Raw genomic sequence first — 12,634 nt, 5'->3', positions numbered from 1 at the left:
GGCAACCGACTGCTGGGTCAGCGCCGAACCGGTCAGCGCGACGAGATCGACATCGGACATCTTCGCCGCGAGGTCGGCGACCTCGGAGCCCGCCCTGGCGTCGTTCTGAAGGATGGCGCGGCGCAACGGCTTTCCGCTTCGATCGACCGCGACCACCGCCGGCACCATGCCCGAGGTCGCGACGGCGCCGACGTCCGCCGCACCGACGTCGGCGGTGGCGAGCACCTCGCGAACCGACTCGACCAGTCCGGTGTGCCACTGGCCGGTGTCCGCCTCGGCGAAGCCCGGACCCGGCGAGTGCAGTGCGGTCTCGCGGCTCGCTGTGGCGATGACGCCCCGGTCGGGGTCGAGCAGCACCGTCTTCGTCCCGGTGGTGCCGATGTCCACCCCGATGGTCAGCGTGCTCATCGCGACTCGGCCCGATCGGAGTTCTGCGCCACGCAGACGACGTCGACTCCGGCACCGCGCGCGGCCACCAGGCTCGGGTGGTCGACCGGGCCGTCGGTGACGATCAGGTCGATCTCGGCGAGCGCGGCGATGCTCACGAACGTGACCCGGCCGAGCTTGCTCTTGTCGGCCGCGACGATCACCCGGTCGGCCCGTTTGCTCGCGGCGTGCTTCACCCGGCTCTCGGCCTGGTGGTAGTCCGAGATGCCGCGGTCGCCGTCGATGCCCGCCACGCCCATCACGTAGGTGTCGCAGTTGTAGTGGGAGAGCGTGTCCTCGGTGGTGGGGCCGATGAGGCTCAGCTCGCCGGGACGCAGTTCGCCGCCGGTGAGCACGACGGTGGTCTCGGGTTCGTCGACCAGCTCGAGTGCCACCAGCAGGCTCGGTGTCACGACGGTGAGGCCGAGGCCCCGGCCCCTGAGGGACTGCGCGACCGCCAGTGCGGTGCTGCCGGAATCGAGGATCACCGTCTCGTTGCGCCCCAGCAGGTCGGCGACGACGTCGGCGATGTGTCGCTTCTCCTCGGCAGCATCGGCCACCCTGGTGGCGAACGACGGCTCGGTGTCGGGACCCTTCAGGCCCTTGGTGGCGATGGCGCCACCGACCACCCTGCGCACCACACCCAGCGTCTCCAGCGCCTCCACGTCGCGACGGATCGTCATCTCGGAGACGTCGAAGTCGGCGGCCAACTCGGCGTAACCGACCTCGAGTTCGGTCCGGATGCGCCGCTCGATGCGATCGCGGCGGGTCTTGGCGTCCACGTTCAGAGTCGTCGATCCTGTGGAAATTTCACAGAAGAGGCTTTCTTTCCTGGCGTAATGCCGAACCAGATGCTGATGTGGTGTGAATCTATAACAGATCACTGTTGAGTGCCCACATTTATCGACACGTCCCCCGTCGCGGTCGACGCAGCCTGCGTTGGCGCGCCACGTGTGGTGGGATCGCCGTATGGGCATCAAGGTGGCGCTGGAGCACCGCACCAGCTACACGTTCGACCGACTGGTGGAGGTGTTTCCGCATGTCGTGCGGCTTCGACCGGCGCCGCACTCGCGCACCCCGATCGAGGCGTACTCGTTGCAGGTGGAGCCGGCCGACCACTTCGTCAACTGGCAGCAGGACGCGTTCGGGAACTTCATGGCGCGTCTCGTCTTCCCGTCGCGCACCCGCAGTCTGACCATCACCGTCGGCCTCATCGCCGATCTCAAGGTGATCAATCCGTTCGACTTCTTCATCGAGGACTCCGCCGAAACCGTCCCCTTCGAGTACCCGAGGGCACTGCTCGAGGACCTGAAGCCCTACCTGCGCCCGGTCGACGAGAGCGGCGCGGGCTCCGGCCCCGGTGAGCTCGCACAGGCGTGGGTCAAGAACTTCACCATCCCGGCGGGCACCCGGACCATCGACTTCCTGGTGGCGCTCAACAGGGCGATAAACGGCGACGTCGGCTACAGCGTGCGGATGGAACCAGGGGTGCAGACCCCGGACCACACGCTGCGCACCGGGATCGGCTCGTGTCGCGACTCGGCCTGGCTACTGGTGTCGATCCTGCGTCAGATGGGCCTGGCCGCGCGCTTCGTCTCCGGTTACCTGGTGCAACTGACCTCCGACGTCGAGGCGCTCGACGGCCCGTCGGGCCCCGCCGCCGACTTCACCGACCTGCACGCGTGGACCGAGGTCTACATTCCCGGCGCCGGATGGATCGGGATGGACCCGACGTCGGGCCTCTTCGCGGGCGAGGGGCACATCCCGCTGTCGGCGACACCGCACCCGGAATCGGCCGCGCCCATCACCGGCGCCACCGAGCCGTGTGAAACCACCCTGGACTTCACCAACATCGTCACCAGGGTTCACGAGGATCCCCGCGTCACGCTGCCCTACACCGATGTGGCGTGGGACGCGATCTGCGCGCTCGGCGAACGGATCGACGACCGGTTGGCCGCCGGTGACGTCCGGCTGACGATGGGCGGCGAGCCGACGTTCGTGTCGATCGACAACCAGACCGACCCCGAGTGGACGACCGACGCCGACGGCCCGCTCAAGCGGCAGCGGGCGTCCGATCTGACCGCCCGCCTCAAGGCCCAGTGGGCGCCGCACGGTCTGGTACAGCGCAGCCAGGGCAAGTGGTATCCGGGAGAGCCGTTGCCGCGCTGGCAGATCGGGATCTACTGGCGCACCGACGGGCAGCCGCTGTGGAATGACGCAACACTGATCGCCGATCCGTGGGGGCCGCCGGGCATGGCGGACGTCCCGGCCGACTCCGGGGCCCGCCTGCTGACCGAGATCGCCGCGGGGCTGCGGCTACCCGTGAGCCAGGTGCGACCGGCCTTCGAGGACCCGCTGGCCCGGTTGGCCCGGCTGTCGCGCGAGCCCGCGGGTGAGCCCGTGTCGGCCGATGACGATCTGGAAACCGACGCCGCCGATCCGCGGCGGGACCTGCTCGCCCGTCTCGACGATCCCGTCGTCGCACCGACCGCCCACGTGCTTCCGCTGCATCGTCGCGAGGAAGGCGACGGGTGGGCCAGCGCCGACTGGAGTCTTCGCCGGGGCCGCATCGTGCTGGTCGAGGGCGATTCGCCGGCGGGGCTGCGGCTACCGCTGGACTCGATCAGCTGGCAGCCCCCGCGACCGACCGGGGAGGCCGACCCGCTGGCCGCTCGCGGAGCGCTGGCTGAGGCTGCCGAGGACGACACGGCGCCCGTCGAGGGCGCCGACGGGGTGCCGACGACGGCGATGGTCGCCGAGGTGCGCGACGGGATCCTGTACGTGTTCCTGCCGCCCACCGAGGAACTCGACCACTTCACCGACCTCGTCGCACGCATCGAGGCGGCCGCCGCCCGCATCGGCACGCCGCTGGTGGTGGAGGGCTACGGCCCACCACCGGATCCGCGTCTGACGACGATGTCGGTCACCCCCGACCCCGGCGTCATCGAGGTCAACGTGGCGCCCACGGCGAGCTTCGCCGAACAGCGCGCACAACTCGAGACGCTCTACGAGCAGGCCCGGCTGTCCCGGCTGTCGACCGAGTCGTTCGACGTCGACGGCACCCACGGTGGCACCGGTGGTGGCAACCACATCACGCTCGGCGGCTCGACGCCCGCCGAGTCGCCGATGCTGCGCAGGCCGGATCTGCTGGTCTCGATGCTGACCTACTGGCAGCGCCACCCCTCGCTGTCGTATCTGTTCGCGGGCAGGTTCATCGGCACCACGTCGCAAGCGCCGCGCGCCGACGAGGGGCGTTCAGATGCGCTGTACGAACTCGAGATCGCCTTCGCCGAGATCGACCGGCTGACGAGCGGCCCCGGCGATGCCAAGCCGGATCACGGTCGCTCCGCAAGCTCCGCTCCGTGGATCGTCGACCGCGCCCTGCGTCACCTGCTCACCGACATCACCGGCAACACCCACCGCGCCGAGTTCTGCATCGACAAGCTGTACAGCCCCGACAGCGCTCGCGGCCGCCTCGGCCTGCTGGAGTTGCGCGGTTTCGAGATGCCGCCGCACCCGCAGATGGCCATGGTGCAGTCGCTGCTCGTCCGCGCCCTGGTCGCGTGGTTCTGGGAGGAGCCGTACAAGGCGCCGCTGATTCGGCACGGAGCCAACCTCCATGGCCGATACCTGTTGCCGCACTTCCTGATTCACGACATCGCCGATGTCGCGGCGGACCTCCGTGCGCACGGGGTCAACTTCGACACCAGCTGGCTGGATCCCTTCACGGAGTTCCGCTTCCCGCGCATCGGCACCGCCGTCTTCGACGGGGTCGAGGTCGAACTGCGCGGCGCGATCGAGCCGTGGAACGTGCTGGGGGAGGAGTCGACGGCGGGCGGCACCGCACGGTACGTCGACTCGTCGGTGGAACGCATCCAGGTGCGGCTCATCGGCGCCGACCGGCACCGCTACGTGGTGACGGCCAACGGCCACCCGATCCCGCTGCTCGCGACCGACAACCCAGACGTCCAGGTCGGCGGGGTGCGGTTCCGCGCCTGGCAGCCGCCCAGCGCGCTGCACCCGACGATCACCGTCGACGGGCCGCTGCGGTTCGAGTTGATCGAGACCGGCACCGGCATGTCGCGGGGCGGGTGCACCTACCACGTCGCGCATCCGGGCGGGCGGTCCTACGACACGCCTCCGGTGAACGCCGTGGAGGCCGAGTCCCGCCGGGGACGGCGCTTCGAGGCCACCGGATTCACCCCCGGCAAGGTCGACATGTCCGACGTCCGGGAGAAGCAGGCGCGCCAGTCCACCGATGTGGGCGCGCCGGGGATCCTGGATCTTCGCCGGGTGCGTACCGTTCTGCGTTGATGGTGCTTCGCGCAAGCGGCTCCGAGCCGATTCCCGCCGCCGTCGGTCCCGACGCCGACAACGTGTTGTCCCTGTACCGCAGGACCCGTGCCCAGGTGGCGCTGTTCGACGTGCGCGGCGGCACCGGCTCCGGCTACGACGAGTTCGTCGACCCGGCGGGCAACGTCCGGCCCGCCTGGCAGGAACTCGCCGAATGCGTGGGCGATCGGGGTCTGGCCGGCCTGGAGCGGTTGCGCGCTGTGGTGCGGAGCCTCGTCGACAACGACGGCATCACCTACGTTCAGGTCGACCGGCACGGTGACGCCGTCACCGATGGTGACGGCACGGCGGCGCCGGGCCCGTGGCATCTCGACGCCCTGCCGCTGGTGGTGTCCGCGACCGACTGGGACGTGCTGGAGTCCGGTCTCGTCCAGCGCTCGCGGCTGCTCGACGCCGTGCTGGCCGATCTGTACGGCGAGCAGCGGTCGATCACCAGCGGCGTACTGCCTGCGCGCCTGCTGTTCGCGCACCCCGGTTATCTGCGCGCGGTCCGCGGCATCGAGGTGCCCGGCCGCCACCAGCTGTTCATGCACGGCTGCGACGTGAGCCGCAACGCCGCGGGCGAGTTCCTGGTCAACGCGGACTGGACGCAGGCGCCGTCGGGAGCCGGTTACGCGCTAGCGGATCGGCGCGTCATCGCCCACTCGATCCCCGACCTGTACGAGCGGATCGGCCCACGGCCCGCGTCGCCGTGGGCGCAGGCCCTGCGGCTGGCCCTCATCGACGCGGCACCGGAGTCCGCCGAGGAGCCCGTCGTCGTGGTGCTCAGCCCCGGCATCCTCTCCGAGACGGCGTTCGACCAGGCCTACCTCGCAGGGGTACTCGGCTTTCCGCTGGTCGAGAGCGCCGACCTGGTGGTGCGGGACGGCAAGCTCTGGATGCGGTCGCTGGGCACGCTGAAGCGGGTGGACGTCGTGCTGCGCCGCGTCGACGCGGACTACGCCGATCCGCTGGATCTCCGGAAGGACTCCAGGCTCGGCGTCGTCGGCCTGGTCGAGGTGCTGCGCCGCGGCGCGGTGACGGTCGTCAACACGCTCGGCAGCGGCGTCCTGGAGAGCGCCGGGCTGATGCGCTTCCTGCCCGAACTCGCCGGCTTGCTGCTGGACGAGCAGCCCGCCCTGCAGACGGCGCAGACCTACTGGGGCGGCATCGACGTCGAACGCTCGCACCTGCTCGCGCATCTCGGCACCCTGCTGATCAGGCCCATCACGGGAGGTGATCCCGTCGTCGGGCCCACCCTGAGTGCGGCGGGCCGCGACGAGATGGCGGCCAGGATCTCCGCCGACCCGGAACAGTGGATCGGCCAGGAAGTGCCCGAGTTCTCCTCGGCACCAACGGATTTCCGTCCGGAAGGCCTGTCGGCCGGCAACGTCGGCATGCGGTTGTTCACCGTTGCGCAACGAGGCGGCTACGCGCCGATGATCGGCGGCCTCGGCTACGTGGTGGCCTCCGGTGCCGCCGCGCATCGGATGAACACCATCGCCGCCAAGGACATCTGGGTGCGAACGCCCGCCAGGGTGACGGCCACGCCGACCCCGGTCGCGGATCCGGGCACCCCGCTGCCCGCGCCGATGACGCCGAGCCCCACCCGCGCGGTCAGTTCGCCGCGTGTGCTGTCGGATCTGTTCTGGCTCGGCCGCTACGCCGAACGCGCGGAGAGCACGGCGCGTCTGCTGAACGTGACGCGTGAGCGCTATCACGAATTCCGGTACCGGCGTGAGCTTCCCGGCAGCGAGTGCGTGCCGGTGCTGTTGAGCGCGATCGGCCGGATCACCGGCTCCGATACCGGGGCCGACGGTGACGACGCCGAGATGGTGGCCATCGCGCCCACCACGCTGTGGTCGCTGACCGCTGACCGGCACCGACCCGGTGCCCTGGCGCAGTCGGTGGAACGCCTCGGCCTCGCGGCGCGTGCCGTCCGCGACCAGATGTCGAACGACACGTGGATGGTGCTCGCATCCGTCGAGCGCGCGGTGCTGCATCCGCGCGGGGTGCCGCCGGAGTCGCAGGCCGAGGGCGAGGCCTACCTGTCCGCCGCGCACAGCCAGACGCTGGCCGGCATGCTGGCTCTGTCCGGGGTGGCGGCGGAGTCGATGGTTCAGGATGTCGGCTGGACCATGATGGACATCGGCAAGCGGATCGAACGGGGCGTCTGGCTGACAGCGCTGCTACGGGCCACGATGACGACCGTGCGCAGTCCCGGTGCGGAGCAGACGATCACGGAGTCCGTGCTGGTGGCCTGCGAGTCGTCGGTCATCTACCGGCGACGGACGCTGGGCAAGGTCAGCGTCGCGGCGCTGGCCGATCTGGTGCTCTTCGACGCGGAGAACCCGCGCTCGCTGACCTACCAGTTCGAGCGGCTTCGCGCCGGGCTCAAGGCGCTGCCGGGGTCGTCGGGATCGTCGCGGCCGGAGCGCCTCGTCGACGAGATCGCGGCGCGACTGCGCAGAGTCGACCCGGACGACCTCGAGGTGGTCACCGACGGCACCAGGGTGGAGTTCGCGGAACTGCTCACCGGAATGCACTCCGACCTGCGGGAGCTGTCGCGCCTGATCACCAGCACCCAGCTGTCGCTGCCGGGCGGCATGCAGCCGCTGTGGGGTCCGGACGAGCGAAGGGTGGTGCCGTGACAGCGGCCCGCAGCTACGAGATCACGCACCGCACCCGTTACGAGTACTCCGACGACGTGACGAGCTCGTACGGGCGCGGCTTCCTGACGCCGCGCGACTCGGCGCGGCAGCGCTGCCTGTCGCACGAGCTGATCATCGCCCCCGAGGCCGCCGACAGCTCGACCAGCCGGGACGGCTACGGCAACATCAGCTCGTACTTCCACGTGACTGAACGGCACCGCGAACTGGTCGTCACCAGCCACTCGATCGTCGAGGTCCACGCGCCGCCCGCGGCGCGCTACTCGTCGGGGTCGGCGCTCGCCCCGTGGGAGATCGCCCGTCCCGTCGGGCCGGACGGCGCGCTGGCCTACGAGTTCGTGCTCGACCTGCGGGCCGGTGAGATCACCGACGGGGTACGCGACTACGCCGCACCGAGTTTCGAGCCGGGCCGGCCGCTGATCGAGGTGCTGAGAGACCTGAACGCGCGCATCAACTCCGACTTCACCTACCGTTCGGGATCGACGACCGTGTCCACCCGCGTCGCCGAGGTTTTGGCCGCAGGCGAGGGGGTATGTCAGGACTTCGCTCGCCTGGCCATCGCCTGTCTGCGGGCTAACGGCCTCGCCGCGAGCTACGTCTCGGGGTATCTGGCCACAGATCCACCTCCTGGAAGGGAACGAATGGTCGGCATCGATGCCACCCATGCCTGGGCGTCCGTGTGGACGCGTGAGAACCACTGGCTCGGACTCGATCCGACCAACGATCAGATGGTCGACGAGCGCTACGTGGTCGTCGGTTTCGGGCGTGACTACGCCGACGTACCGCCGCTGCGCGGAATCATCTACACCGACTCGAAGAGCAGCAAGATCGACGTGTCCGTCGACGTGGCGCCGTTCGACGGGAGTGTCCTGCGTGCGTGACTTCACCTGTCCCAACTGCGGACAGCGGTTGGCTTTCGAGAACTCCGTGTGCCTGTCCTGCCGCAGCAGGCTGGGTTTCTCCCTCGACGACATGGCGCTGCTCGTCATCGCGCCGGGACCCGAGAGCGAGCACGCGGGCGCCGTCGACGAGAGTCAGTACCGGCTCTGCGCGAATCTGCATGCCGCCAAGTGCAATTGGCTCGTCGAGAAGACGGGTCCCGTGGTTCAGCTGTGCGCGTCGTGCGCACTGACCCGGACCCGTCCGAACGACGCCGACCCGAAGGCGATGGCCGCCTTCGCCGCGGCTGAGCGGGCGAAGCGCAGGCTCATCGTCGAGCTGAGCGAGCTGAAGCTGCCGATCATCGGCAGGGACGAGGACCCGCGGTACGGGCTGGCCTTCGACCTGCTGTCGAGCCAGCTGGAGAAGGTGTTCACCGGCCACGCCGACGGCGTCATCACGCTCGACCTCGCCGAGGGCGACGACGTCCACCGCGAACAACTCCGCGTCTCGATGGCCGAGCCGTACCGCACCCTGCTCGGCCACTTCCGCCACGAGATCGGGCACTACTACTTCTATCGCCTGATCGGCCCGTCGCAGGACCACACGCAGCGCTTCACCGAGTTGTTCGGGGATCCGAACCTGGACTACCAGGAGGCGCTCGACCGGCACTACGGCGAGGGAGCGCCGGCTGGCTGGGAGAAGACCTTCGTGTCGTCCTACGCGACGATGCACCCTGCGGAGGACTGGGCCGAGACATTCGCGCACTACCTGCACATCCGCGACACGCTGGACACGTCGGCCGCCTTCGGATTCGCGCCCGCGAGTGCGACCTTCGATCGCCGGATGCTGGGGCCGAGCGGCTTCGACACCATCATCGAGATGTGGTTGCCACTGGCGTGGGCGCTGAACATGGAGAACCGGTCGATGGGCAAGGAGGACCTGTATCCGTTCGTCCTGCCGGCGCCGGTGCTCGACAAGATGCGGTTCATCCACACGGTGATCGACGACCTCGCGTGATCGCGTCGCGCTGCATCGTCCTCGGGCTGGCCGCGGTGGTCGGCCTCAGCGCGTGCAGCACGACCTACATGGTCCGGCCCGAGGACGCCGCGCAGGCGATCGTCGACATCATCTCCGAACAGAACGACTACGAGCTCGACGTCGCCGACGTGCACTGCCCGGACAACATCGAGGCCGAGGTCGGAGTGGAGTTCGACTGCCAGTTCACCGGTCGCGGCGGCGATTACGTCGCGCACATGAGGATCCAGAAGGTCGAGGGCGATCAGGTCCTGTTCGAGATCAACGCCGGGCCCGTCGGCAGGTGAGCGCACCCGTCCGCCGGCTCGGTCACTGATCGATCACGGGTTCGGCGCGCCGCCCGGTCGCGCGCGCGGGCGTTCCTAGGCTCGCCGGTGTGAGTGATCGCTACGGTTCCGACATCCTGGCCCGAAACCCGCACGGCGTGACCCGTCCGCGGTCCACCGAGCGGCCCGTCGAGATCGGCCTGGTGGTGGAGGACGCGCAGACCGGTTACGTGGGCGCGGTCGTGCGCGTCGAGTACGGGCGCATGGAACTCGAGGACCGCCGGGGCCATCGGCGTCCCTTCCCGGTGGGTCCGGGCTACCTCATCGACGGCAAGCCGGTCATCCTCACCGCGCCCCGGTCGGCGGCGCCGGTCGCCAAGACCAGGACCGCGTCGGGTTCGGTGGCCGTGCGGGACCAGCGAGCCAGGGTGGCGCTCTCCAGCCGGATCTACGTCGAAGGGCGGCACGACGCCGAACTGGTCGAGCGCGTCTGGGGTGACGATCTGCGGATCGAGGGCTTGGTCGTCGAATACCTCGGTGGCGTGGACGATCTCGTCGACGTGGTCGCCGACTTCCGGCCCGATGCCGAGCGCAGACTCGGCGTCCTGGTCGATCACCTCGTCCCCGGATCCAAGGAGGCGAGGATCGCCGACGCCGTGGCGCGCGGACCCGGCGGCGCGCACACCCTCGTCGTCGGGCACCCGTTCATCGACATCTGGCAGGCGGTGAAACCGGACCGGCTGGGGATGTCCGCGTGGCCGGTCGTCCCTCGCGGGGTCGACTGGAAGCACGGCGTCTGTGACGCGCTGGGCTGGCCGCACGCCGATCAGGCCGACATCGCGACGGCGTGGCGGCGCATCAAGTCGGCAGTCGAGGACTGGACCGACCTGGAGCCCGACCTGATCGGCCGGGTCGAGGAACTCATCGACTTCGTCACCGCGCCCGCGGGCTGAAAACCTGTGAATTCGCGTTCACCGGCACGTCGGGGTGGACGTGACCCCATCCGATAGACGACCATCCCTGGCATGACTGAGCCTCAGCCCTCGGGTTCCGAACAGCCGCCGATCGACTTCACGAAACCGGCCGACGACGCGTACGCACCGCCGCCGCAGCACTTCGACCCCCACAACAGCGCTCCGCCGCCCAACTACGGCGCACCGCCGAGCTACGGCGCGCCGCCCACCTACGGTGCGCCGCAGCCGGACTACGGAATGCCGCCGCCCGGCGCGTTTCCGCCGCCGGCACCTGGCTACGGGGCGCCTCAGCCGTACGGCAACAACCCGTACCCGCAGCCGGGCGCACCCTTCGGGGTCGACCCGTACGGCAGGCCGCTGTCGGACAAGAGCAAGCTGACCGCCGGTCTGCTGCAGCTGTTCCTCGGCGGTTTCGGTATCGGCCGGTTCTACCTCGGCTACAGCACGATCGGCGTGCTGCAGATAGTGGTGACGCTGGTGACCTGCGGCCTCGGTTCCATCTGGGGGCTGATCGACGGGATCCTCATCCTCACCGACAAGGTGCCCGACGCTCAGGGCCGCGCGCTGCGCGACTGAGCCGCGGCTGCCGCGTGGTAAGCCTGAAGCGTGTCCGACGGGCTGTTCGACCTCGCAGGCGATGACGAGCCGCGCGCACCGGGTGGCGCCGTGTCCGCGTCGTCGCCGCTCGCCGTCCGGATGCGCCCGGCGACCCTCGACGAGGTCGTCGGCCAGGATCACCTGCTGCGTCCCGGCAGCCCACTGCGCAGGCTCGTCGACGGGTCCGGCGCCGCGTCGGTCATCCTGTACGGCCCACCCGGCACCGGCAAGACCACGCTCGCGTCGCTGATCTCGGGCGCGACCGGGCGGCGGTTCGAGGCGCTGTCCGCGCTGACCGCCGGCGTCAAGGAGGTGCGCGCGGTCGTCGAGGAGGCCCGGATCGCGCTGCTGCGCGGCAGGCAGACGGTGCTGTTCATCGACGAGGTGCACAGGTTCTCCAAGACCCAGCAGGACGCGCTGCTCGCGGCCGTGGAGAACCGCATCGTGCTTCTGGTCGCCGCGACGACGGAGAACCCGTCGTTCTCGGTTGTCGCCCCGCTGCTGTCGCGCTCGCTCATCCTGCAGTTGCAGCCGTTGAACTCCGACGCCGTGCGGTCGGTGGTCGAGCGGGCGATCGACGACCCGCGCGGGCTCGGTGGCGCCGTCGAGGTGGATCCCGACGCGGTGGACCTGCTGGTGTCGCTGGCGGCGGGCGACGCCCGGCGGGCCCTGACGGCGCTCGAGGTCGCCAGCGAGGTGGGCGAGGCCATCACGGTGGAGACCATCGAGCAATCGCTCGACAAGGCCGCCGTCCGGTACGACCGCGACGGCGATCAGCACTACGACGTCATCAGCGCGTTCATCAAGTCGGTGCGCGGTTCCGACGTCGACGCCGCCCTGCACTACCTCGCGCGCATGCTGACCGCGGGGGAGGACCCGCGATTCCTGGCGCGCAGGTTGATGATCCTCGCCAGCGAGGACATCGGCATGGCCGATCCGACCGCTCTGCCGATTGCGGTGGCCGCAGCTCAGACCGTCGCGCTGATCGGCATGCCCGAGGCGCAGTTGACGTTGGCGCACGCCACCGTTCACCTGGCGACCGCTCCGAAGTCGAACAGCGTCACCACGGCGCTGTCGGCCGCGATGGGTGACATCAAAGCAGGCAAGGCGGGCATGGTGCCGCCCCATCTGCGCGACGGGCACTACTCGGGTGCGGCTGCGCTGGGAAACGCGCAGGGCTACTCGTATCCACACGACAACGTCGATGGCGTTGTGTCGCAACAGTATCCACCGGATGAGCTGGTGGGCGTGGACTACTACCGGCCGACCGGGCACGGCGCCGAGCGCGACATCGGCGGGCGCGTCGACAAGCTCAGGGCGATCATCAGGAGAACGCGCCGATGACGACGTTCACTGATCGCGCAGACAACACTGCCGCTGGAGTCCGGAGCGGATTCCAGCGGCAGCGCTGACGCGGCGGGTCCAAGGGGGGAGTAGAGCCCGCCGCGCCGTG

The 12,634-nt window shown here is 69.8% G+C and carries 9 protein-coding genes and 1 pseudogene; 8 read left to right on the top strand and 2 right to left on the bottom strand.

Annotated elements, in window-relative coordinates; all coding sequences use genetic code 11:
* Window positions 1-30: 30 nt before the first annotated feature.
* Together NM203_RS11675 and NM203_RS11670 are read right to left on the bottom strand one after the other, a co-directional pair.
* A pseudogene (locus NM203_RS11675) lies at window positions 31-408 on the bottom strand (FGGY family carbohydrate kinase); the annotation flags it as partial.
* Entirely contained in the window at window positions 405-1,214 is an 810-nt protein-coding gene (locus NM203_RS11670; RefSeq protein WP_255060410.1) for a DeoR/GlpR family DNA-binding transcription regulator, read from the bottom strand. The pseudogene NM203_RS11675 and the gene NM203_RS11670, both read right to left, overlap by 4 nt.
* A 181-nt stretch (window positions 1,215-1,395) precedes the next feature.
* Here NM203_RS11670 and NM203_RS11665 point away from each other — a divergent pair, with 181 nt between their 5' ends.
* The 8 genes from NM203_RS11665 to NM203_RS11630 all read left to right on the top strand — a co-directional run bounded on the left by NM203_RS11665 (window position 1,396) and on the right by NM203_RS11630 (window position 12,525).
* Window positions 1,396-4,740 carry a transglutaminase family protein gene (locus NM203_RS11665; RefSeq protein WP_255060083.1) on the top strand — a complete coding sequence of 1,115 codons (3,345 nt, stop codon included), beginning with the start codon at window positions 1,396-1,398 and terminating at the stop codon, window positions 4,738-4,740.
* The gene (locus NM203_RS11660; protein WP_255060082.1) at window positions 4,740-7,409 is read left to right on the top strand and encodes a circularly permuted type 2 ATP-grasp protein; all 2,670 of its coding nucleotides are present in this window, start codon (window positions 4,740-4,742) and stop codon (window positions 7,407-7,409) included. Before NM203_RS11665 ends, NM203_RS11660 begins: the two co-directional genes overlap by 1 nt.
* Complete coding sequence (locus tag NM203_RS11655) at window positions 7,406-8,308, top strand: transglutaminase family protein (protein ID WP_255060081.1); 903 nt, start codon at window positions 7,406-7,408, stop codon at window positions 8,306-8,308. Before NM203_RS11660 ends, NM203_RS11655 begins: the two co-directional genes overlap by 4 nt.
* Window positions 8,301-9,326, top strand: a complete 1,026-nt coding sequence (locus NM203_RS11650) for a zinc-binding metallopeptidase family protein (protein WP_255060080.1) — start codon at window positions 8,301-8,303, stop codon at window positions 9,324-9,326. Before NM203_RS11655 ends, NM203_RS11650 begins: the two co-directional genes overlap by 8 nt.
* Entirely contained in the window at window positions 9,323-9,631 is a 309-nt protein-coding gene (locus NM203_RS11645) for a DUF4333 domain-containing protein (RefSeq protein ID WP_255060079.1), read from the top strand. The genes NM203_RS11650 and NM203_RS11645 overlap by 4 nt, the downstream gene beginning before the upstream one ends.
* An 89-nt stretch (window positions 9,632-9,720) precedes the next feature.
* A complete protein-coding gene (locus tag NM203_RS11640) occupies window positions 9,721-10,563 on the top strand; it encodes a DUF3097 domain-containing protein (RefSeq protein WP_255060078.1) in 843 nt (280 codons plus the stop codon).
* A gap of 72 nt (window positions 10,564-10,635) precedes the next feature.
* Window positions 10,636-11,160, top strand: a complete 525-nt coding sequence (locus NM203_RS11635) for a TM2 domain-containing protein (RefSeq protein ID WP_255060077.1) — start codon at window positions 10,636-10,638, stop codon at window positions 11,158-11,160.
* 30 nt (window positions 11,161-11,190) lie between these two features.
* Window positions 11,191-12,525: a replication-associated recombination protein A gene (locus NM203_RS11630; RefSeq protein ID WP_255060076.1), complete on the top strand. Its 1,335-nt coding sequence runs from the start codon at window positions 11,191-11,193 to the stop codon at window positions 12,523-12,525.
* Window positions 12,526-12,634 lie beyond the last annotated feature (109 nt).

The organism is Mycolicibacterium arenosum (assembly GCF_024320865.1).
Classification (GTDB): domain Bacteria; phylum Actinomycetota; class Actinomycetes; order Mycobacteriales; family Mycobacteriaceae; genus Mycobacterium; species Mycobacterium arenosum.
The sequence above is the reverse complement of the archived record's forward strand: the minus strand, read 5'-3'. Positions and strand labels throughout refer to the sequence as shown.

What these genes read in the sequence shown, in the direction of transcription:
- NM203_RS11665 (WP_255060083.1), top strand. Translation starts at nt 1,396, where the DNA reads ATGGGCATCAAGGTGGCGCTGGAGCACCGCACCAGCTACACGTTCGAC.
- NM203_RS11660 (WP_255060082.1), top strand. Translation starts at nt 4,740, where the DNA reads ATGGTGCTTCGCGCAAGCGGCTCCGAGCCGATTCCCGCCGCCGTCGGT.
- NM203_RS11635 (WP_255060077.1), top strand. Translation starts at nt 10,636, where the DNA reads ATGACTGAGCCTCAGCCCTCGGGTTCCGAACAGCCGCCGATCGACTTC.